Genomic DNA, 20,615 nt, shown 5'->3' with positions numbered 1-20,615 from the left:
GGGCGGTGATGTGGCGGAGATAAAATCCCACGAATTCGAAACATTCCTGCAGAAATCGGCACGAAACTATCGGATATTCGTCATTTACGGGCCGGACCGAGGCCTCGTCTCTGAGCGTGCTGCTCTGCTTGCCGGCAAGACTGGTGTCGCTCTCGATGATCCGTTTTCGCTGACCAAACTCGATATCGGCGACCTGCAGAAAGATCCGGGACGGTTGCTCGACGAAGCTCAGTCTATCGGGCTGTTCGGCGGTGAAAAACTGATCTGGATTCGCGGCGCCGCCAATGAAAAATATCTTGCCGATCCCCTGGCGCTGCTGGCTGAAAAGCCACTTGAAGCCGCCCATCTGATTGTCGAAGCTGGTGACTTGAAGAAGGGCTCCCTGCTACGAAAGACGGCTGAAACCGCGCGATCGATCATGACGATCCCGTCTTACGCCGATGATAGCCGTGCCCTGAATGCCCTGATCGACGCCGAACTCGGCGCGGAAAAGCTCGGCATCACGCCAGCTGCGCGCCAGGCGCTGATCGGCTTGATCGGCGGTGACCGCATCGCGTCACGCAACGAGGTGCGCAAACTTGCGCTTTATTGTCGCGGCTTCGATACGGTTGAAGAACATCACGTTACCGAAATAATCGGTGATGCCAGTGCGATCTCCGTTGACGATGCCGTCGACGCGATCCTGAGTGGCGATCTCAATGGCTTTCTGCACGCCATGCAGAAAATCAGCAGCTCGAAAACCGCAATCTTTCTCGTGCTTCAGGCATGCCTGAAACAGTTTCAGCTTCTCGATACGATGCGCGCCGAAATGGAGGAAAAACGTCTGCAGGCTCCCCAGATCATGCAGACCATGGGTCGTCATCTGCATTTCCGCCGCAAGCCGATCATAGAACAGGCGCTGCGCCAATGGACAGCGGAAAGCATTGCTCGTGAATCCAATCGTCTGCAGGCCGCGATCTTGCAGAGCCGACGGCGACAGATACTGGAGGACAGCGTTGCGATGCAAACGCTTCTCTCCACCACCCTACAATCAGGACGTAAATCTGCCTAATGCGCTATTCCGGAATTCCGGGCAATATGCATTACCGTCTCTCGAGCAAACGGCAGACTTCTTCGAGTTGCTCCAGCGACTTATAGGAAATTTTGATCTGGCCGCCGCTGGTCTTGTGACTGATCGCAACATCGAGACCGAGCGCATCGGAAAGGGTCCGTTCCAAGGCCAGCGTGTCAGAATCCTTCTGATCTCGCCGAGAGGCTGCCAGCTGTGGCTCCGATTGTGCCTTGATATTGTTCTGCGCCAGCTTTTCCGCGTCGCGCACCGACATGCCTTTGGCAACGATCGTACGGGCTAGACCCGTCGGGTCAGGCGTCGAAACCAGCGCTCGAGCGTGACCGGCCGACAGACTGCCGGCGGCCAGAAGGTCGCGAACCGGATCGGGCAGCTTCAACAGGCGCAACGAATTTGCTACGTGGCTGCGGCTTTTGCCGATAATCTCGCCAAGGTCGTTCTGCGTATAACCATACTCAGCAATAAGCTGCTCATAGCCCAATGCCTCCTCGAGAGCATTGAGATCCGCGCGCTGTACGTTTTCGACAATGGCGATCTCTAGCGCCGTCTTGTCGTCTACGTCGCGGACAATGACCGGAATGTCAATCAGCCCGGCAAGCTGGGCGGCTCGCCAGCGTCGCTCGCCGGCGATGATTTCATAGCGATCGCGGTCCATCGTCCGCACGACTATCGGCTGAACAATACCGTGTTGACGAATGGAACTGGCAAGATCGTGCAGTTCGGCGTCATCGAAGAAACGACGAGGGTTACGGGGGTTGCGGCTGACGAATTCGATCGGGATCATCCTGTCGGCACTGATCGTCCGGTCAGCCTCAACCGGGACAGGCTGATCCATTTCACCAATTAGAGCCGCAAGGCCGCGGCCCAATCGCCTTTTCGATACATCGTCATTCATGATCTAAACTACCCCTGAAATGATAATCACGCGGCCAGTCTCTGGCGCTCGCGCTGGATGACCTCCGAGGCGAGCTGCAGATAGGCCTGGCTGCCCGCGCATTTCAGATCATAGAGAATGGCCGGCTTGCCGTAAGATGGCGCCTCGGAAACCCGCACGTTGCGCGGAATTAACGTGTGGTAAACCTTTTCCCCGAGATGAGTGCGTACATCATTGACCACTTGCTGGGCGAGGTTGTTGCGCGCATCGAACATCGTCAAGACGATTCCCTGAATATCCAGGCGCGGGTTAACCGTCCGTCGAACCTGGCTGACGGTCTCAAGTAACTGGCTCAGCCCCTCCAAAGCAAAGAATTCGCATTGCAGCGGCACCAACACCGAATGCGCGGCAGCCATGGCATTCATCGTCAGCAGATTAAACGAAGGCGGGCAATCGAGAAGAATATACGAAAACGCCTGTGCCTCGGGCGAAGTCAGGGCCTTGCGCAACTTGAACACCCGATCGCTCTGCTGCGAGATCTCCATCTCGACACCGAGAAGATCCATCGTCGAAGGAACGATAGAGAGATTCGGTACGGCGGTCTCGAGCGTCACCTCAGTTATCCCCCGTTCGCCAATCATCAGGTCATAAGAGGAGAGCTTGCGATCGCGACGGTCGATACCGAGGCCTGTGCTGGCATTGCCCTGCGGATCGAGATCGATGATCAGGACGCGCTCGCCGATAGCAGCAAGCGCCGTCGCCAGATTGATTGCGGTGGTCGTTTTGCCAACCCCACCCTTCTGATTTGCGATGGTAATAATCCGGTGTCGTTCGCCAGCCATTGCCACACTATCCGATCTGTTAAACCAAGCGCCGGAGATTCGATATTTCCAAAACAACAGATTCATGCTCGACGGCGCTTCCATGTTCTAACAGATCGAATTCCCACCGACCACGCGCTTTGTCGATTTCCCTCAGGTAATCCCGGCCTTTATGAAAAAAGCCGCGGCAGTCTTCCTTATCCAACATCCACGGGGCGGAATATCCCATTAGACCGTCGAGGTCGGCGAGTGCCCGAGCTGAAATAGCCCCGCATCCGCCGATCTCCGCATGCGCATCTTCGATTCGGATGCTGTGCACGCTCCCTCGGGCATGTGTTTCCCGCAGTGCTGTTCTGAGGAAGGCTGCCTTTTTGTGATTGCTTTCGACCAGATGCACCCATCCGTCTTGGAATTCGGCGAGGAAGATCGCCGTGATAACGCCCGGAAAACCACCTCCACTCCCGAGGTCGATCCAGGTCGTCGGCTTGGGATGGATCTGAAACACCTGGCTACTGTCCGCAATGTGCCGGTCCCAGAGATCACCGAGCGTGGACGGCGCCACCAAATTGATGGTCTTTGCCCACTTTTGAAAGAGCGCCGCAAAATGCTGCAGCCGTTCCTGTGTTTCACGTGAAACACGCAAACCGTTTAATTCCATTCTGAAAGACTCTCAAATCTTGTCGTCAGGCACTATGGCGCGAGGAAGGCTGGCGTCGACGTAAGTGCACGAGCAGCAATGCGATCGCCGCCGGGGTCATGCCTTCAACAATTGCAGCCTGGGCAATGTTAAAGGGGCGAGCAGCACCAAGCTTTGCCTTAAGCTCGTTCGAGAGGCCAGAGAGCGAGGCATAGTCGAAATCGGCCGGTATGTGCCGTTCTTCATCGCGCTGCTGATCGGTAATCGCTGCGGCCTGCCGATCCAAATAAACGGAATAACCCGCTTCGATTTCCAATGCTTCCGCAACCTTAGGTGTAATCGCACCGAACTTCTCGGGCCAAACGTTTCGAAGGGCATCGAAATCATAATTCGGATACGAGAGCAGATCATAGGCAGTTCGTCGCTGGCCGTCGAGATTGATGTTCAAACCCGCGTGTCGCGCCTCTGTCGGTGTAACCGTCAGCGACTGTAACAGTGCCCGACCTGTTTCAATCTCGGTTTGATAGCGTGTGAATCGCTGCCTTCGTTCGCCGCTCACGCATCCAAGCTGCATTGCAAGAGGTGTCAAGCGTACATCGGCATTGTCAGCCCGCAAAGTCAGTCGATATTCGGCGCGCGATGTGAACATTCGGTACGGTTCCGTAATGCCACGAGAGGTGAGGTCATCGATCATCACCCCGATATACGAATTTGTACGGCTAAAATGAAACGGATCCGAATCGCTGCTTCGCAGCGCAGCATTTAACCCAGCGGCCAGGCCTTGCGCGGCCGCCTCTTCATAGCCGGTCGTGCCATTGATTTGGCCGGCGAGAAATAGGCCTTTCAGCCGCTTGACCTCGAGAGACGGCGTCAATTCTCTTGGATCGACATGATCATATTCGATCGCATAGCCGGGCTGAATGATTCTCGCTATCTCCAGACCGGGGATTGTCTTGATGAATGCAGCCTGTACTTCAGCTGGCAGGGATGTCGAGATGCCATTCGGATAGACGGTATCATCGTCCAAACCTTCGGGCTCAAGAAAGACCTGATGTCCATCCCGCTCGCCGAATTTGACCAACTTGTCCTCGATGGATGGGCAATAGCGAGGCCCGACGCCTTCGATCTGGCCGGAATACATTGCCGATCGCATGATGTTGTCGACGATGATCCGGTGGGTCGCTTCATTAGTCCTGGTCACCCCGCATTCGACCTGAGGGGTGGTGATAGCATCGGTCATCAGGGAAAAGGGAACCAGCTCCTCGTCAGCACCTTGGCGCCCAACGGCTTGCCAGTCGATGGTCTTGCCATCCAGCCGCGCCGGTGTTCCCGTCTTCAATCGTCCCAGCCGCAATCCAAGCCTGGCCAATGTCGACGACAGCCCGAGCGACGGTGCTTCCCCAACACGACCAGCCGGCGTCTTCTCCGAACCGATATGAATAAGGCCGCGAAGAAAAGTGCCGGTCGTCAAAACCACCGACGGTGCCCTGAAGGTCCGACCGTCCTTCATGATGACGCCGGTCACCCGCCCATCGACCACATCCAGGTCGAATGCATCGCCCTCGACGATCTCCAGACCGGCTGTCGCTTCGATCGCCGCCAGCATGGCCAGACGATAGAGTTTTCGATCGGCTTGCGTCCGCGGTCCCCGGACAGCCGCGCCCTTTTTCCTGTTCAGTATCCGGAACTGAATGCCGGCGGCATCGGCGACACGACCCATCAGGCCGTCCATGGCGTCGATCTCGCGGACCAAATGGCCCTTGCCAAGCCCGCCGATTGCCGGATTACACGACATGATACCGATCGTGTCGCGTCGATGCGTCACCAAGGCGGTTTTTGCGCCGAGGCGCGCAGCTGCATTGGCAGCCTCTGACCCCGCGTGGCCGCCGCCTATGACAATCACGTCGTAGACATTATCAGTCATGTATCAACTCCATAGCCGGCAGCCGTTTCACGTGAAACCGGCGCATATAAACCTCAGCGTTTCACGTGAATCATTTGCCGATACAAAACTCCGAGAAGATCACGCCGAGCAACTGCTCGACATCTACTCTGCCGGTAATTCTGCCCAGAAACTCGGCGGCAATTCGAAGTTGCTCGGTGCGCAACTCAAGACTCACGTCTGCTTCCGAAATTGCCGCGTCCAGTGCCGATAAACATTTCGCCAGCGAATCCTTGTGCCGTTGCCGGCTGGGGATCGCCATGGACAGACCGCCAAAACGCTCGGCAACGATACCACCGATCAACCGTCGCAATTCCGGCAAGCCATCGCCTGTCGCCGTCGAGATCTGCAAATCATAGCGATCCGACGTATCAACAAGATCTTTCTTGGTTCCAACCGTAACATGCGGCGAGGCCGGGTCCAAGTCATCGGGGACGACGGGGTTGACCATGTCGACGAGCAGCAGAACGAGGTCAGCGTCACTCAGTGCAACTCGAGCCCGACGCACGCCTTCTATTTCAACCCGGTCCTCCGCCTCCCGCAGGCCCGCAGTGTCGCAGAGTTTGACCAGGTAGCCGTCAATATCGAGATCGACCTGCAAGACATCGCGCGTGGTGCCGGCAATCTCAGTCACAATCGCGACGTCCCGCCGTGCCAGGGCGTTCATCAGGCTGGATTTTCCCGCATTCGGCGCGCCGGCTATGACGACCTTGAAACCATCCCGGATAACCTCGCCGGCCGAGGCCGCAGCCAGGTGGTGTTCGATATCGCGCCGAAGCGACTCCATGTCGGTCCAGACCATACCGGACACGGACCCAGGCACATCGTCCTCATCGGGGAAATCAAGTTCCGCCTCGACCAACGCCCGGGCCCGGGTTAATCGTTCCGCCCACGAATCGTAAATAGCCGAAAGCCCGCCAGCGCTCTGTTCGATCGCAAGCCGTCGCTGCATCTCGGTTTCGGCGCTAATCAGATCGGCAAGCCCTTCGACCTCGACCAGATCTAGTTTGCCGTTTTCGAAAGCCCGGCGCGAGAATTCACCCTCGACCGCCATCCGCACACCTGCAACATCGCCTAGGGCGTGAAACAGCGCCGCCAATACGGCCTTGCTGCCATGGATCTGCAGCTCGGCAACATCCTCGCCGGTAAACGAGTGCGGGGCAGGAAAAAACAGCACCAAGCCGTTGTCGATCGGCTGGTTGTTACGAGTCCGAATCGTTCGGTAGGACGCATATCGGCCTGCCGGAACCGATCCGACAAGCTTCGTCAATAGATCCCGGGTCGACGGGCCGCTGATGCGCACGATCGAAACGCCCGACGGTGGTGGCCCGCTCGAGAGCGCATATATCGTATCATTCACCATGGCCGTATCGCTGTTCGGTCGGTTGGAATCTCAATCGATTCTCTCAAATGGAAAAAGCTGGCGACATCGTGACGATGTCCCCAGCTCTCATGAATGCATCCCCCCGGAAGCCTGCCGGTTCCAAGATAACGCTGTTCACCTAAGACGCATCAAACCGACTTCGATAGACGCGCTCGAGATGAATCCGGCTAACTACTACGTATTCATCGAGTCGAAGAAGTCGGAATTGTTCTTCGTCTGCTTGAGCTTGTCGATCAGGAATTCGATTGCATCGGTCGTGCCCATCGGTGCCAGAATGCGGCGGAGCACGAAGATCTTCTGCAGATCCTGGCGTGGAACGAGCAGATCTTCCTTACGCGTGCCGGACTTCAGGATGTCCATCGCCGGGAAGATGCGCTTGTCGGCGACCTTGCGATCGAGGACGATTTCCGAGTTGCCGGTACCCTTGAATTCTTCGAAAATCACCTCGTCCATGCGGCTGCCGGTATCGATCAGCGCCGTCGCGATAATCGTCAGCGAACCGCCTTCCTCGATATTACGCGCTGCACCGAAGAAGCGCTTTGGCCGCTGCAGAGCGTTGGCGTCCACACCGCCGGTCAGCACCTTGCCTGAGGAGGGAACGACCGTGTTGTAGGCACGGCCGAGACGGGTGATAGAGTCGAGCAGGATGACAACGTCACGTCCGTGTTCGACAAGCCGCTTGGCTTTTTCGATGACCATCTCGGCCACCTGGACGTGACGCACAGCCGGTTCGTCGAAGGTCGACGAGATAACCTCGCCGCGCACCGAGCGCTGCATGTCGGTCACTTCCTCGGGGCGTTCGTCGATCAGCAGAACGATGAGATAGCATTCCGGATGGTTTGCTGTGATCGAATGGGCAATGTTCTGCAACAGCACGGTTTTGCCGGTGCGCGGCGGCGCGACGATCAGTCCGCGCTGGCCCTTGCCGAGCGGCGCCACCAGGTCGATGACGCGTGGCGACAGGTCCTTGGATGTCGGAATATCGAGTTCCATCTTGAAGCGCTCATTCGGATAGAGCGGCGTCAGATTGTCGAAATGAACCTTGTGGCGGATCTTTTCCGGATCGTCGAAATTGATGGTGTTGACCTTGAGCAGCGCGAAATAACGCTCGCCTTCCTTCGGCCCGCGGATCGGGCCTTCGACCGTATCACCTGTTTTCAGCGAGAAACGGCGGATCTGCGACGGCGAGATATAGATATCGTCCGGACCCGGCAGGTAGTTCGCATTGGGGGAACGCAGGAAACCGAAACCATCCTGCAGCACTTCGACGACGCCTTCGCCGATGATTTCGACATCCTGGCTGGCAAGCATCTTGAGGATGGCAAACATCAATTCCTGTTTGCGCATCGTGCTGGCATTCTCGACCTCGAGCGATTCGGCGAAAGCCAGAAGATCCGTCGGGGATTTGCTCTTAAGTTCCTGAAGCTTCATTTCAGCCATGAAGTGACCAATACTCTTTTCAATTTCGAAGGGGGAAGGCGATGTTGGGTCGTATTCGGTACTGCGAAGGGCTCGCAAACGACTGAACTCTACACACATGCCACGTAGATGAGATGCGCGGAAAATAGCGACTCGCAATCGTCGCCGCAAGAGGGCTGCTTAAAATGAAGCAAATTTAACCTGGTGCTGATTTTGCTTCAGAACGGCTTCACCACCACCAGGATCACGATGACGATCATCAGCAGTGTCGGCGCCTCGTTCATGAACCGCCAATAGCGTGCGGAGCGGCGGTTCTCGTCCCGTTCGAAGGCTCTGACGGCGCGGCTGAAGAACATGTGAACACCGGTTAAAAGCACGACGAGGCCGATCTTGGCATGCAGCCAGCCGCCCTGGAATCCATAGACCGACCAGGCGAGGTAGAGGCCGAAAATCCAGGTCAACATCATCGCCGGCGTCATGATGATTCGAAGCAGCCGGCGTTCCATCACCTTGAAGGTTTCCGATTGCACCGAACCCGGTTCCGCATCGGTGTGATAGATGAACAGCCGCGGCATGTAGAATAACCCAGCCATCCAGGAAATCACCGCGATGATATGGAGCGCCTTGATCCAGAGATAGAGATTATCCGGGTTCCAGGCAAAAAGTCCGACCGCCAATAGCGCGAAGAAAGCCACCGCAAAATGCGCACGCCGGCGGGCGTAAGCGCCGGCCCGGCGATCGGTCTGTCTGTCCATCGTCACTTCCCACTCCGCATCTGGCCGCCCCGCACGCGATCGACCAGTTGGCGCACATGCTCGGGGTCGGCCTGCGGCGTAATGCCGTGACCGAGATTGAAGATTAGCGGACCGTGACCGAGGTACTGCAGAATATCGTCGATCCCCTCTTCCAGCGCCCTGCCACCGGCAACAACGCGCATCGGATCGAGATTGCCCTGAACCGGTCCGTCCTTCTGAAGTTCGGCGGCAAAAGCCAACGGCACCGACCAGTCGAGGCCGATCGCATCGGCACCCGTTTTTTGACGATAGGTCTTCAACTGGTAGCCGGCACCTTTGGCAAAGGCGATGATGCGAGCGTGCGGCCGCTGGGATTTGACGGAAGCGATCATTCGCGCAACCGGTCTGATCGCAAACGCCTCGAACTCTCTCTCGCCGAGAACGCCAGCCCAGGAATCGAAGATCTGCACTGCGTCGGCGCCAGCATCGATCTGAGCGACGAGATAATCGGCCGAGACGTCGGCAAGCAGCATCAGCAGATGTTCGAAGGCGCGGGGATGCCTATAGGCGAAGAGACGGGCAGGGGCCTGATCCGGCGTGCCGTGTCCGGCAATCATATAGGTCGCAACGGTCCAGGGCGCGCCACAGAAGCCGAGCAGGGTGGTCTCAGTTGGCAACCCTTCTCGCAGCCGCCGCACCGTCTCCAGAACCGGGCTGAGATAATCGACAACCGCTTCGCCATTCAACCGGCCGATACCGTCTTCATCGATCGGATCCATCTCCGGGCCATGGCCCTCGGTAAACCGCACATTCCGCTTCATGGCATCGGGGATGACGAGGATATCAGAAAACAGGATGGCCGCATCAAAGCCATAGCGGCGGATCGGCTGTAATGTCACCTCGACGGCGTAATCGGGCGTGTAGCAAAGATCAAGAAAACTTCCTGCCTTTGTCCGCGTCTCCCGATATTCCGGGAGATAACGTCCCGCCTGCCTCATCAGCCAGAGAGGCGGAGGGGAGAGGCTTTCGCCATCGAGAACCCTCATGATCTTTCGGCGCGTGTCGTTCAAGCGCTTCTTCCTTATAAAAAATCAAAGATATTTTAAAAGGTTTCTATTTCTTAGAGTCGGTGTCTATCAAGGATTAAAATCCATCCACCGCCGATGCCATTTGTCACGTGCTGGCAAAAAACAAAGGAGGGATTCTGCCATTTGGCCAAATGTCCGGGGAGAAGCCGAATCTGAAAATGATTCCAGATCCTTGTTGAGGCATGACTTTCCCGGTGCTTGTGGATAAGCTGTGGATCTGTTCTCGACAACTCCAGCTGTTCCCCAATTTCCACAAGGCCGGCAGAAACCGATCCGCAAAATTCGAAATGTGGATAAGCAGCCATGTTTTCCCTTGCCCGACACCGCCTCGCCGCCTTAGCTCTGTTTCATCCAGTCTTTTCAACAGGCAGCGGAAAATAACGTGGAGAACAGAACGAACTTCTTTCATCTGCATCTGATTTCTGACTCAACGGGAGAGACTCTGATCTCCGCCGGCCGCGCCGCATCGGCACAGTTCCGATCCGCCCAGCCGATCGAACATGTCTATCCGCTGATCCGTAATCGCAAGCAGCTGCTGCCGGTTCTGCAGGCGATCGACGGTGCACCCGGCATCGTGCTCTATACGATTGTCGACCGGGAGCTTGCGAGCCTGATCGATGAGCGCTGCGTCGAGATGGGTGTTGCCTCGGTGAATGTGCTGGAGCCGGTCATGAATGCGTTCCAGATCTATCTGGGTGCCCCATCAAGCCGTCGGGTCGGAGCCCAGCATGTGATGAATGCCGGCTACTTCGCGCGTATCGAAGCGTTGAATTTCACCATGGATCATGATGACGGCCAGATGCCCGATGATTATAACGATGCCGATGTCGTCATCATTGGCATCAGCCGCACGTCGAAAACACCGACCAGCATTTACCTCGCCAACCGCGGCATCAAGACGGCGAACATTCCGATCGTCTATGGTGTGCCGTTGCCGGAGAGCCTGTTCATCGCTACCAAACCGCTGATCGTCTGCCTGATCGCCACCACCGACCGTATTTCCCAGGTGCGGGAAAATCGCATACTCGGCGCCACGCATGGCTTCGATCGCGAACACTATACCGATCGCGCTTCGATTTCCGAGGAGCTGAAATATGCCCGCTCGCTCTGCGCTCGCCATAACTGGCCGCTGATCGACGTCACTCGCCGCTCAATCGAGGAAACCGCCGCGGCCATCGTTGCCCTGCGCCCAAAGCTGCGCTAAGCGCTGACCGGCAGCCGGCACTCCGAGGAACCCATGACGCAGAAACTCATCCTTGCATCGTCAAGCCCCTTTCGGCGGATGCTGATGGAAAATGCCGGTCTATCGTTCGAGGCGCATGCCGCAAGCATCGATGAACGGGCGGTCGAAGCGCCGTTGGAAAAAGCCGGCGCAACGCCGGATGCGGTGGCCCTCGTTCTGGCCAAGGCCAAGGCCGAGGATGTCAGCAGTCGTTTTCCAGATAGACTGGTCATCGGCTCGGATCAGACAATGTCGCTCGGCGACCGGGTCTTCCACAAGCCGCGGGATATGGCTGACGCCGCCAACCACCTTCAGGCCCTGTCTGGCCTAACCCACCGGTTGAACAGTGCCGTCGCGATCGTCAGCAACGGCGTGGTCCTGTGGCAACATCTCGCCCATGCGGAGCTGACGATGCGGCCCTTGACGGCAAATTTCATCGCCAGGCATCTGGCGCGGGTCGGCGAACGGGCGCTTTCCAGCGTCGGGGCCTATCAGTTGGAGGGGGAGGGTATTCAGCTGTTCGAGAAGATCGAGGGGGATTATTTCACCATTCTCGGCCTGCCGATGCTGCCGCTTCTGGAAAAATTGCGAGACCTCGGAGCGATCGATGGGTGATTCACGTGAAACATTCGGGCAGAAAGCGTTTGTCACGGGTTTTCCCATCAAGCATTCGCGCTCGCCGTTGATCCACGGATATTGGCTGAAGACGCTCGGCCTGCCAGGCAGCTACCGCGCGCATGAAGTAGCCCCCGAGGCCTTTGCCGATTTCATCCGTTCGCTGAAGGATGGCAGTTCCGGCTTTGCCGGCGGCAATGTCACCATTCCCCACAAGGAGCTGGCTTTCCGTCTCGCCGACAAGCCGGACGAACTATCGCACGAGCTCGGCGCGTCGAACACGCTCTGGCTGGATGATGGCATTCTCCATGCGACGAACACCGACGGTCGCGGCTTTATCGCCAATCTCGACGAACGCCATCCGGGCTGGGACCGGCATGAGACGGCGGTCGTCTTTGGCGCCGGCGGCGCCAGCCGGGCGATCATCCAGGCGGTCCGTGATCGCGGTTTCAGAGAGATCCACATCGTCAACCGTACCGTCGAACGGGCGCGTGAACTGGCGGATCGTTTTGGCCCGAAGGTTTATGCCCACCCGGCCGCAGCACTTGCCGAAGTCATGAAGGGTGCCGGCCTCTTCATCAACACCACCTCGCTCGGCATGGACGGCGAGCCGGCGCCGCAACTCGATTTCACGCCGCTTTCAGCCGATGCCGTCGTCACCGACATTGTCTATGTCCCTTTGAAAACACCGATCCTGGCACAGGCGGAAGAGCAGGGATTTTCCATCGTCGATGGTCTCGGCATGCTGCTGCATCAAGCGGTGCCCGGCTTCGAGAAATGGTTCGGCCGGCGTCCCGTCGTCGACGCGGCACTGCGTGCACTCATCATCGCCGATATGAAAGCTCACTGATGCTGACGATCGGTCTTACCGGCTCCATCGCCATGGGAAAATCGACGGCGGCAAAGCTCTTCGCCGAGGCGGGAATCCCGTTGAACGATTCTGATGCGGTGGTCCACGATCTCTATACCGGCGAGGCCGCACCGCTGGTGGATGCCGCTTTTCCCGGAACGATGAAGGATGGCGCGGTCGACCGGCATGAACTCGGCCGCCAGCTTACTCTCGATCCGGATGGATTCAAACGCCTGGAAGCGATCGTCCATCCGCTGGTTCGCAAACGCGAGGCGGAATTTCTGGCGCGGCAGCGCGCGGCCGGCGCGGAGATGGTATTGCTCGATATTCCTCTGCTCTTCGAAACCGCCGCTGAGGAAAGAGTGGATGTCATCGTCGTCGTCAGTGCTGATCCACAGATTCAACGCGAGAGGGTGCTTGCGCGCGAAGGCATGACCGAGGAAAAATTCGAGATGATTCTCTCACGCCAGACGCCGGACGCGGAAAAACGCCGCCGGGCGGATTATCTGATCGACAGCAGCCAGAGGATCGCGGTCACGAAAGAACGGGTGCTCGAGATTATCGCCGACCTGAAAACGCGGATTGCCAAGGGAGATTTCCGGAATGCGTGAGATCATCTTCGATACGGAAACCACCGGTCTCGACAACCGCACCGACCGGATCATCGAAATCGGTGGCATCGAGCTCTTCAACCATTTCCCCACCGGCAACGTGATCCATATCTTCATCAATCCCGGCGATCAAAAGGTTCACCCGGATGCGCTCGCCGTGCACGGCATCACCGATGAATTCCTGAAGGACAAGAAGCCTTTCGCTGCGGTCGCCGAAGAAATCCTTGCCTTCTTCGGCGATGCGAAGTGGATTGCCCACAACGCCACCTTCGATATGGGTTTCATCAATGCCGAATTGGCGCGGATCGGTTTGCCGCCGATCCTGCCGGAACGGGTGGTCGATACCCTGTCGATGGCCCGGCGCAAGAATCCGATGGGGCCGAATTCGCTTGACGCGCTCTGCCGTCGCTACGGCATCGATAATTCGCACCGCACCAAACACGGCGCGCTGCTCGACTCCGAACTGCTCGCCGAAGTCTATATCGAGATGATCGGCGGCAGGCAGGCAGCTTTCGGCCTGAGCATGAGCGCGACATCCGGTCAGAACGGCCGCGGCGATGGGGCGGAGGAAGACGATGTGGTGATTGCCGGAGTGCTCGAGCGGCCCCGCCCGCTTAGCCCCCGCCTCAGCCAATCCGAGGCGCAGGCGCATGAAGCGCTTGTCGCCAAGCTTGGTGAAAAAGGCATCTGGGCGAAATACGCCAGCGTCAACTAAACCGGCCTCAATAGAAATGCCCGGGACCAGCCCGGGCATCCACATTTCCAAGACGAAAAATCCGCTCAGTTCGGAACGGCTTCGACCTTGGCGCGGGCCTGTTCTTCGGCAACGCGCTGGGCAAACATCTGCGTGAAGTCGATCGGGTCGATCATCAGCGGCGGGAAACCGCCGTTGCGGGTGACGTCGGCGATGATCTGGCGGGCAAAGGGGAAGAGCATACGCGGGCACTCGATGAAGAGAACCGGCAGCATGTGTTCCTGCGGGAAACCGGCAACGCGGAAGACGCCGCCATAGGCGAGTTCGGTATGGAAAACCGTCTTGTCGCCGTCCTTGGCTTCGGCATTCAGCGACAGCACGACATCGAAATCCGTATCCGAAAGCGGGTTGGCGTTGACGTTCACATTGATGTTGATCGTCGGGGCCTTGTCGCGGGCCTGCAGCGAACGCGGCGCACCCGGATTTTCGAAGGAGAGATCCTTGGTATATTGCGCAAGGATCGAAAGAGTGGGGCTGGCCGCACCGTTGCTGTTGTTATCGTCTGCCATTGGCTTTTCCTCGAGGGGCATGGGAATGGTGCCGCCATCTAACATTTCAGGGAGGGGCTTACAACCCTGGGCGCTTGCCGCGGTTGATCGGTCGAAGCGCCTCAATCGCCGAGATGTTTGCCGGACCACGGCGAGTTGCGGTTCGGCTCCCGATGATAATCCTCGTCGTCGAGATCGACCACCTTCGAGTTCGGCTTGCGGTCGCGGAAATCGGGTTGCGGGCCGGCAGAAAAGCCGCCCTTGGCATTGACGACGACGAAGCGTTTGGCGATTGCCCGCCAGAGGAACTCGCGCACCGGCGGGATGAGAATGAGGATCGCGATGATATCGGTGAGGAAGCCGGGAATGATCAGGAGCAGCGAGGCGATGACGTTCATCGCCGGCCGCAGCAACTCGCGGCCCGGCATCACCCCATTTCGTCCTTCGCTCGACATGCGGCGCAAAATACCGATGCCCTGCCGGCGCAGCAGAACCATCCCGAGAACGACGCCGAGCATTACCAGCGCGAGCGTCAGCCACAATCCGATTGCCCGGCCGACGACGACAAAACCGGCAATTTCGGCGAGTGGCAGCAGCAGAATGAAAGCTGGCAGGATCGAAAAACGCATGGTCGTCATGTCCCGGGCTTGCCGGTCTCCTCTTGGCGCTGGCGAAGATGCCAGCCATCATTTGAATCATCTGTATAGGCAGACTATATGGGAGTACAAATCAGAGATGTTAACGGTGGCTGCGATACGATATGAGTTCGAACGACTTCATCACATTATTTTTCCTGGTGGCGGCTGTGCTGATTTTCTTTCAGCTCCGCGCCGTGCTCGGGCGCCGCACAGGAAATGAGAAGCCGCCGCGCGATCTCTATACGCCGCGGGATGCGGCTCCGGCAGAAGCCGCCGATGCCGGCAAGGTCGTGACGCTGCCGCGCCGCGACACGACGACGGAGGATGAGGATCGCTTCGCCGCCATCGATGCCTTTGCCGCACCCGGAACGCCGCTCAACGAATCGCTGCGCGCGCTGAACAAGGCCGATCCCGCCTTCAGCCCGAAGGAATTTCTTAACGGCGCCCGCATGGCTTACGAGATGATCGTCATGGCCTATGCGGATGGCGACCGGAAAACGCTGAAGAACTTATTGTCCCGCGAAGTCTATGACGGGTTCGATGCGGCGATCGGCGAGCGTGAAGCGCGGGGCGAGAAGGTCAAGTCCACCTTCGTCGGCATCGACAAGGCCGAACTCACCCATGCGGAGACGAAGGGCAGCGAAGCACAGATCACCGTTCGTATCATCAGCCAGCTGATATCGGCCACCTACGACAAGGCGGATGTGCTGATCGAAGGCGACGCCGAAAACGTCGCCGAGGTCAACGACCTCTGGACCTTCGCCCGCGACACCCGCTCGCGCGATCCGAACTGGAAACTCGTGGCGACCGAATCGGAACATGAGTGACCGCGCATCGGACTTCGTCCTGCAGGCCATAAGCTTCGATAATTTGGAAGGCTGGAAGGATGATGATCCCTCCGGCCTTTTTGAAGTCATGCGAAGCTGCCGGCGGCAGATTACCGATGTCAAACCCTACCGCAGCGGATCGCTCGGCCTGAGCTCGGAAGACCTGCTTCCGCTGCTGGTCGCCGCCGAAGATTTCACGCCGTCGTCGCCATCATCGGCGCGCGCCTTTTTCGAGGCGCACTGTCGGCCCTTCCTGATCCGCCGCAGCGATGGCAATTCCGGCTTCGTCACCGCGTTCTACGAACCTGATATCGAGGTGTCGGAGCGGCCGGACGAGGTTTTCCGTTTCCCTTTCTACCGGCGCCCGGACGATCTGATCGATCTCGACGACAGCAATCGCCCCGCCGGGTTCGACAGGTCCCATGTTTTCGGCCGTCTGCAGGACGGCCGCATCGCTGCCTATCCGGACCGCCGCGCCATCGATCAAGGTTTCCTGGAAGGCCGGGGCCTCGAAATCGCCTGGGCGAAGTCGAAGGTCGATGTCTTCTTCGTGCATGTGCAGGGTGCGGCCCGCTTGCGTTACAGCGATGGCCGTATCGGCCGCATCACCTACGCGGCGAAGGCCGGCCATCCCTTCTCGGCGGTCGGCAAGCTGTTGACCGACCGAGGCGAGATCGATCGCGCCGACATCTCGATGCAGACGATCCGTGCCTGGCTGGCGCGCAATCCCGATCGAGTCGACGAAGTGCTGTGGCATAACCGCTCTTATATCTTCTTCCGCGCAACGCCGGTTGGTTATCCTGAGGCAGGTCCGATCGCCGCCGCCAAGGTGCCGCTTCTCGCCGGGCGTTCGCTTGCCGTCGACCGGATGATCCATACGTTCGGCTTTCCTTTTTTCATCCGCGCCGAAAGCTTGACCCATCTCGACCAGGGTCGGCCGTTCCGCCGGCTGATGCTGGCGCTGGATACCGGCTCGGCAATCGTCGGGCCGGCACGCGGCGATATCTTCACCGGCTCGGGGGATATGGCAGGAGAAAGGGCCGGCACCGTCCGCAACGACGCTGATTTCACCATCCTTGTTCCCAGGGCCGCCGCCGGAAGATTCGACTGATGGTCAAGGATCGCAAACTCAGTGCGGATGAGAGGATCCTCTGGGGCAAGGTTGCGCGCAGCACGCGACCGATGCCCGGCAAGGCGGGTGATTTGACCGAGCTCGATGCGTTTCTTGCCGAAGCCGAAGCGGCCTCTGAAAGGGAGCAGCAAAAGCAGACACCCACCCCGGCCATGCCGCCGCAGCCAACAGTACCCCTAACATCGAAACCGCCGGCCGGGGTGCATCATCCGCTGGAAAAACCGGTCAAGCGCAAGATCGCCAAGGGCCGGCTGGCGCTCGAAGCGCGGATCGACCTGCATGGGCTGGTGCAGAGCGAGGCTCACGTCATCCTTCTCGATTTCCTGATCCGCGCTCACGAGCGCGGCATGCGTCATGTCTTAGTCATCACCGGTAAAGGCAGTTCCATGGGCAGTGCCGGCGCGCTGAAGCGGGCCGTTCCCCTCTGGTTCGCAAAGCCGGAATTCCGTTACCTGATCTCGTCCTATGAGTCGGCCGCACAGCATCATGGCGGTGAGGGCGCGCTCTATATTCGCCTGTCGCGGCGGCATGGGGAAAGATCATGACTCCCTTTGGAGAGGCGGTTCGCCGGCTGAGAGGGCGCAAGGGTGTCTCGCAAAAGGAGATGGCGGAAGCGTTGAATGTCTCGCCCGCCTATCTCTCGGCGCTCGAACATGGAAAGCGTGGTTTACCGACATTCGATCTGCTGCAGCGCATCGCCGGCTATTTCAACATCATCTGGGATGAGGCCGAGGAACTGTTTCTGCTCGCCCGCTCGTCCGACCCGCGCGTCGTGATCGACACCTCCGGCCTGCCTCAGGAATATACCGAATTTGCCAACCGACTGGCGCGGCGGATTCGCAACCTTGACAGTGCAGAGATAGGCCGGCTATCGGCTCTTCTCGAAAATGACGGCAAAGGCGACGGAAAAGCGTCATAATCCCCTGTTTTATGCCTTGTTCAGGGGGCTTGCCATTGGGAAGTGGGTTCAAAAAACCTATATACGAGAGTGAAGAAAGCCGGTGATTCGCAAGGCCCGCCGCAGCTTTACGACAACAGGGAAAATCTCGACAGAATGAGCGATACATCGGCGACGGACAACGGCGTAAGCACCGAATATGGCGCAGATTCCATCAAGGTTCTGAAGGGCCTCGATGCCGTGCGCAAACGTCCCGGCATGTATATCGGCGATACCGACGATGGCTCCGGCCTTCATCACATGGTCTATGAGGTCGTCGACAACGCGATCGACGAAGCGCTTGCCGGCCATGCCGACATCGTCACCGTCACGCTCAATCCGGATGGCTCGGTGACCGTCACTGATAACGGCCGCGGCATCCCGACGGACATTCATACCGGCGAAGGCGTATCGGCCGCTGAAGTCATCATGACGCAGCTCCATGCCGGCGGCAAGTTCGACCAGAATTCCTACAAGGTCTCCGGCGGCCTGCACGGCGTCGGCGTCTCGGTCGTCAACGCGCTGTCCGTCTGGCTGAAGCTGAAAATCCGCCGCCACGACAAGATCCATGAAATGAGCTTCACCCATGGCGTGGCCGATGCTCCGCTCAAGGTTACCGGCGAAGCGCCCAATGAGACCGGCACGGAAGTGAGCTTCATGCCGAGCACCGGCACCTTTACCATGACGGAGTTCGACTACGGCACGCTGGAGCATCGCCTGCGTGAGCTCGCCTTCCTGAATTCAGGCGTGCGTATCCTGCTGACCGACAAACGCCATTCCGATATCAAGCAGGAAGAGCTGCGCTATGACGGCGGCCTCGAGGCTTTCGTTGCCTATCTCGACCGCGCCAAGAAGTCGCTGGTCGACAAGCCGGTTTCCATCCATGGCGAAAAGGACGGCATCACCGTCGAAGTCGCGATGTGGTGGAACGACAGCTATCACGAGAACGTGCTCTGCTTCACCAACAACATTCCGCAGCGCGATGGCGGCACGCATATGGCCGGTTTCCGGGCAGCCTTGACGCGCCAGGTGGTATCTTACGCCGACAGTTCCGGTATCACCAAAAGGGAAAAGGTGACGCTGCAGGGCGAGGATTGCCGCGAAGGCCTGACCGCGGTCCTGTCGGTCAAGGTTCCCGATCCGAAATTCTCGTCGCAGACCAAGGATAAGCTGGTTTCCTCGGAAGTCCGCCCTGTTGTCGAAAGTCTTGTCAACGAGGCGCTAAGCACCTGGTTCGAGGAGCATCCGAGCGAAGCCAAGATTCTCGTCGGCAAGGTCGTCGAGGCAGCCGCCGCCCGCGAAGCAGCCCGCAAAGCCCGCGAATTGACCCGCCGAAAGGGCGCGCTCGACATCGCTTCGCTGCCCGGCAAGCTCGCCGACTGCTCAGAGCGCGATCCGACAAAATCGGAAGTCTTCCTCGTCGAGGGCGATTCCGCCGGCGGCTCGGCCAAGCAGGGCCGCTCGCGCGAAAACCAGGCGATCCTGCCGTTGCGCGGCAAGATCCTCAATGTCGAACGTGCGCGTTTCGACAAGATGCTGTCGAGCCAGGAAATCGGCACGCTGATCACCGCGCTCGGCACCGGCATCGGCAAGGACGAGTTCAACGTCGAAAAGTTGCGCTACCACAAGATCATCATCATGACGGATGCCGACGTCGACGGCGCCCATATCCGTACCCTGCTGCTGACCTTCTTCTTCCGCCAGATGCCGGAACTGATCGAGCGCGGCCATCTCTATATCGCCCAGCCGCCGCTCTATAAGGTCTCGCGCGGCAAGTCGGTGCAGTATCTGAAGGATGAAAAGGCGCTGGAGGAATACCTCATCAGCCAAGGCCTGGAAGATGCCGCGCTGAAACTTGGGAGCGGCGAGGTTCGCACCGGCCAGGATCTGCGCGAGGTCATCCTTGATGCGCTGCGTATGCGCGCTTTGCTCGACAATCTCCACTCGCGCTACAATCGTTCCGTTGTCGAACAGGCAGCGATCGCCGGTGCCCTCAATGCGGAACTCGTCAGCGACCGGGCACGAGCGCAGGCATTGACGAGCGAGGTCGCAAGCCGTCTCGACATCATCGCCGAGGAAACCGAACGCGGCTGGCAGGGCGATCTGGCCAGCGATGGCGGTCTGCGCCTCGAACGCATGGTCCGCGGCGTCAAGGAAATCGTCGTGCTCGATATGGCGTTGATCGGCTCTTCGGACGCCCGTCACATCGACCAGCTGACGTCACGTCTCAAGGATATCTATCAGACGCCGCCGTCGCTGCATCGACGCGAAGGCGACATCGAGATTTCAGGCCCACGTGCGTTGCTCGACGCGATCTTTGCCACCGGCCGCAAGGGTCTTACCATGCAGCGTTATAAGGGTCTTGGCGAGATGAACGCCGAACAGCTCTGGGAAACGACGCTTGATCCGAATGTGCGCTCGCTGCTGCAGGTCAAGGTCCCCGACGCCACCGATGCCGACGGCCTCTTCGCCCGTTTGATGGGTGACGAAGTCGAGCCACGGCGCGAATTCATCCAGGAAAACGCGCTGAGCGTCGCAAACCTCGATATCTGATTATTATTTTTTACAAGCAA

The 20,615-nt window shown here is 58.7% G+C and carries 21 protein-coding genes; 11 read left to right on the top strand and 10 right to left on the bottom strand.

Annotated elements, in window-relative coordinates; translation table 11 throughout:
• Positions 1-10: 10 nt before the first annotated feature.
• A complete protein-coding gene (gene holA, locus GR197_RS28110) occupies positions 11-1,051 on the top strand; it encodes a DNA polymerase III subunit delta (RefSeq protein WP_164015565.1) in 1,041 nt (346 codons plus the stop codon).
• Positions 1,052-1,082: 31 nt separating this feature from the next.
• On the opposite strand, the gene GR197_RS28105 is transcribed toward holA, so the two are convergent.
• From GR197_RS28105 to hemE, 8 genes are all read right to left on the bottom strand, one after another.
• The gene (locus tag GR197_RS28105) at positions 1,083-1,964 is read right to left on the bottom strand and encodes a ParB/RepB/Spo0J family partition protein (protein WP_164015563.1); all 882 of its coding nucleotides are present in this window, start codon (positions 1,962-1,964) and stop codon (positions 1,083-1,085) included.
• Positions 1,965-1,990: 26 nt separating this feature from the next.
• Entirely contained in the window at positions 1,991-2,785 is a 795-nt protein-coding gene (locus GR197_RS28100) for a ParA family protein (RefSeq protein ID WP_164015561.1), read from the bottom strand.
• 19 nt (positions 2,786-2,804) lie between these two features.
• On the bottom strand, positions 2,805-3,422 hold the full coding sequence (locus GR197_RS28095; RefSeq protein WP_164015559.1) for a 16S rRNA (guanine(527)-N(7))-methyltransferase RsmG: 618 nt from the start codon (positions 3,420-3,422) through the stop codon (positions 2,805-2,807).
• Positions 3,423-3,447: 25 nt separating this feature from the next.
• Positions 3,448-5,325 (bottom strand): tRNA uridine-5-carboxymethylaminomethyl(34) synthesis enzyme MnmG, encoded by a 1,878-nt coding sequence (mnmG, locus tag GR197_RS28090; RefSeq protein ID WP_164015557.1) that lies wholly within the window; start codon positions 5,323-5,325, stop codon positions 3,448-3,450.
• A gap of 70 nt (positions 5,326-5,395) precedes the next feature.
• On the bottom strand, positions 5,396-6,706 hold the full coding sequence (mnmE, locus tag GR197_RS28085) for a tRNA uridine-5-carboxymethylaminomethyl(34) synthesis GTPase MnmE (protein WP_164015556.1): 1,311 nt from the start codon (positions 6,704-6,706) through the stop codon (positions 5,396-5,398).
• 195 nt (positions 6,707-6,901) lie between these two features.
• Positions 6,902-8,167 (bottom strand): transcription termination factor Rho, encoded by a 1,266-nt coding sequence (gene rho, locus GR197_RS28080; RefSeq protein WP_204330430.1) that lies wholly within the window; start codon positions 8,165-8,167, stop codon positions 6,902-6,904.
• 197 nt (positions 8,168-8,364) lie between these two features.
• On the bottom strand, positions 8,365-8,901 hold the full coding sequence (gene hemJ / locus GR197_RS28075; protein ID WP_164015554.1) for a protoporphyrinogen oxidase HemJ: 537 nt from the start codon (positions 8,899-8,901) through the stop codon (positions 8,365-8,367).
• A gap of 2 nt (positions 8,902-8,903) precedes the next feature.
• Positions 8,904-9,950, bottom strand: a complete 1,047-nt coding sequence (hemE, locus tag GR197_RS28070) for a uroporphyrinogen decarboxylase (RefSeq protein WP_164015552.1) — start codon at positions 9,948-9,950, stop codon at positions 8,904-8,906.
• Between the two features lie 400 nt (positions 9,951-10,350).
• On the opposite strand from hemE, the gene GR197_RS28065 reads away from it, so the two are divergent.
• From GR197_RS28065 to dnaQ, 5 genes are read left to right on the top strand one after another with little or no spacing between them, the layout of a single operon-like run.
• On the top strand, positions 10,351-11,172 hold the full coding sequence (locus GR197_RS28065) for a pyruvate, phosphate dikinase/phosphoenolpyruvate synthase regulator (protein WP_164015550.1): 822 nt from the start codon (positions 10,351-10,353) through the stop codon (positions 11,170-11,172).
• 33 nt (positions 11,173-11,205) lie between these two features.
• A complete protein-coding gene (locus GR197_RS28060) occupies positions 11,206-11,805 on the top strand; it encodes a Maf-like protein (protein ID WP_164015548.1) in 600 nt (199 codons plus the stop codon).
• Positions 11,798-12,655 (top strand): shikimate dehydrogenase, encoded by an 858-nt coding sequence (locus GR197_RS28055; protein WP_164015545.1) that lies wholly within the window; start codon positions 11,798-11,800, stop codon positions 12,653-12,655. The genes GR197_RS28060 and GR197_RS28055 overlap by 8 nt, the downstream gene beginning before the upstream one ends.
• Positions 12,655-13,266 (top strand): dephospho-CoA kinase, encoded by a 612-nt coding sequence (gene coaE / locus GR197_RS28050; RefSeq protein WP_164015543.1) that lies wholly within the window; start codon positions 12,655-12,657, stop codon positions 13,264-13,266. The genes GR197_RS28055 and coaE overlap by 1 nt, the downstream gene beginning before the upstream one ends.
• Entirely contained in the window at positions 13,259-13,981 is a 723-nt protein-coding gene (gene dnaQ, locus GR197_RS28045) for a DNA polymerase III subunit epsilon (protein ID WP_164015541.1), read from the top strand. Before coaE ends, dnaQ begins: the two co-directional genes overlap by 8 nt.
• Before the next feature lie 65 nt (positions 13,982-14,046).
• Here the strand turns inward: dnaQ and secB are convergent, their stop codons facing one another.
• Both secB and GR197_RS28035 read right to left on the bottom strand, forming a co-directional pair.
• Positions 14,047-14,529 (bottom strand): protein-export chaperone SecB, encoded by a 483-nt coding sequence (gene secB / locus GR197_RS28040; RefSeq protein ID WP_054185477.1) that lies wholly within the window; start codon positions 14,527-14,529, stop codon positions 14,047-14,049.
• A 101-nt stretch (positions 14,530-14,630) separates the two neighbouring features.
• Positions 14,631-15,137 (bottom strand): FxsA family protein, encoded by a 507-nt coding sequence (locus GR197_RS28035; protein ID WP_164015578.1) that lies wholly within the window; start codon positions 15,135-15,137, stop codon positions 14,631-14,633.
• A gap of 131 nt (positions 15,138-15,268) precedes the next feature.
• Here GR197_RS28035 and GR197_RS28030 point away from each other — a divergent pair, with 131 nt between their 5' ends.
• From GR197_RS28030 to gyrB, 5 genes are all read left to right on the top strand, one after another.
• Positions 15,269-15,973 (top strand): Tim44/TimA family putative adaptor protein, encoded by a 705-nt coding sequence (locus GR197_RS28030; RefSeq protein ID WP_164015537.1) that lies wholly within the window; start codon positions 15,269-15,271, stop codon positions 15,971-15,973.
• The gene (gene mltA, locus GR197_RS28025) at positions 15,966-17,084 is read left to right on the top strand and encodes a murein transglycosylase A (protein ID WP_164015534.1); all 1,119 of its coding nucleotides are present in this window, start codon (positions 15,966-15,968) and stop codon (positions 17,082-17,084) included. The genes GR197_RS28030 and mltA overlap by 8 nt, the downstream gene beginning before the upstream one ends.
• Complete coding sequence (locus GR197_RS28020) at positions 17,084-17,650, top strand: Smr/MutS family protein (protein WP_164015531.1); 567 nt, start codon at positions 17,084-17,086, stop codon at positions 17,648-17,650. The genes mltA and GR197_RS28020 overlap by 1 nt, the downstream gene beginning before the upstream one ends.
• Positions 17,647-18,024: a helix-turn-helix domain-containing protein gene (locus tag GR197_RS28015; protein ID WP_164015529.1), complete on the top strand. Its 378-nt coding sequence runs from the start codon at positions 17,647-17,649 to the stop codon at positions 18,022-18,024. Before GR197_RS28020 ends, GR197_RS28015 begins: the two co-directional genes overlap by 4 nt.
• Before the next feature lie 135 nt (positions 18,025-18,159).
• Positions 18,160-20,595, top strand: a complete 2,436-nt coding sequence (gyrB, locus tag GR197_RS28010; protein WP_164015527.1) for a DNA topoisomerase (ATP-hydrolyzing) subunit B — start codon at positions 18,160-18,162, stop codon at positions 20,593-20,595.
• Positions 20,596-20,615: the final 20 nt, after the last annotated feature.

It is taken from the genome of Rhizobium phaseoli (assembly GCF_010668805.1).
GTDB lineage: Bacteria > Pseudomonadota > Alphaproteobacteria > Rhizobiales > Rhizobiaceae > Rhizobium > Rhizobium phaseoli_A.
Note: the sequence above shows the minus strand (reverse complement) of the source record. Positions and strands in the feature narration are given on the sequence as shown.

Excerpts from the sequence above, each read along its gene's own strand:
- mnmE (WP_164015556.1), bottom strand. The coding sequence starts at position 6,706 with ATGGTGAATGATACGATATATGCGCTCTCGAGCGGGCCACCACCGTCG.
- GR197_RS28060 (WP_164015548.1), top strand. The coding sequence starts at position 11,206 with ATGACGCAGAAACTCATCCTTGCATCGTCAAGCCCCTTTCGGCGGATG.
- mnmG (WP_164015557.1), bottom strand. The coding sequence starts at position 5,325 with ATGACTGATAATGTCTACGACGTGATTGTCATAGGCGGCGGCCACGCG.
- GR197_RS28020 (WP_164015531.1), top strand. The coding sequence starts at position 17,084 with ATGGTCAAGGATCGCAAACTCAGTGCGGATGAGAGGATCCTCTGGGGC.
- GR197_RS28105 (WP_164015563.1), bottom strand. The coding sequence starts at position 1,964 with ATGAATGACGATGTATCGAAAAGGCGATTGGGCCGCGGCCTTGCGGCT.
- GR197_RS28100 (WP_164015561.1), bottom strand. The coding sequence starts at position 2,785 with ATGGCTGGCGAACGACACCGGATTATTACCATCGCAAATCAGAAGGGT.
- GR197_RS28015 (WP_164015529.1), top strand. The coding sequence starts at position 17,647 with ATGACTCCCTTTGGAGAGGCGGTTCGCCGGCTGAGAGGGCGCAAGGGT.
- coaE (WP_164015543.1), top strand. The coding sequence starts at position 12,655 with ATGCTGACGATCGGTCTTACCGGCTCCATCGCCATGGGAAAATCGACG.
- GR197_RS28030 (WP_164015537.1), top strand. The coding sequence starts at position 15,269 with ATGAGTTCGAACGACTTCATCACATTATTTTTCCTGGTGGCGGCTGTG.
- mltA (WP_164015534.1), top strand. The coding sequence starts at position 15,966 with ATGAGTGACCGCGCATCGGACTTCGTCCTGCAGGCCATAAGCTTCGAT.
- GR197_RS28035 (WP_164015578.1), bottom strand. The coding sequence starts at position 15,137 with ATGCGTTTTTCGATCCTGCCAGCTTTCATTCTGCTGCTGCCACTCGCC.
- gyrB (WP_164015527.1), top strand. The coding sequence starts at position 18,160 with ATGAGCGATACATCGGCGACGGACAACGGCGTAAGCACCGAATATGGC.
- rho (WP_204330430.1), bottom strand. The coding sequence starts at position 8,167 with ATGGCTGAAATGAAGCTTCAGGAACTTAAGAGCAAATCCCCGACGGAT.
- dnaQ (WP_164015541.1), top strand. The coding sequence starts at position 13,259 with ATGCGTGAGATCATCTTCGATACGGAAACCACCGGTCTCGACAACCGC.
- secB (WP_054185477.1), bottom strand. The coding sequence starts at position 14,529 with ATGGCAGACGATAACAACAGCAACGGTGCGGCCAGCCCCACTCTTTCG.
- GR197_RS28095 (WP_164015559.1), bottom strand. The coding sequence starts at position 3,422 with ATGGAATTAAACGGTTTGCGTGTTTCACGTGAAACACAGGAACGGCTG.
- hemJ (WP_164015554.1), bottom strand. The coding sequence starts at position 8,901 with ATGGACAGACAGACCGATCGCCGGGCCGGCGCTTACGCCCGCCGGCGT.
- GR197_RS28055 (WP_164015545.1), top strand. The coding sequence starts at position 11,798 with ATGGGTGATTCACGTGAAACATTCGGGCAGAAAGCGTTTGTCACGGGT.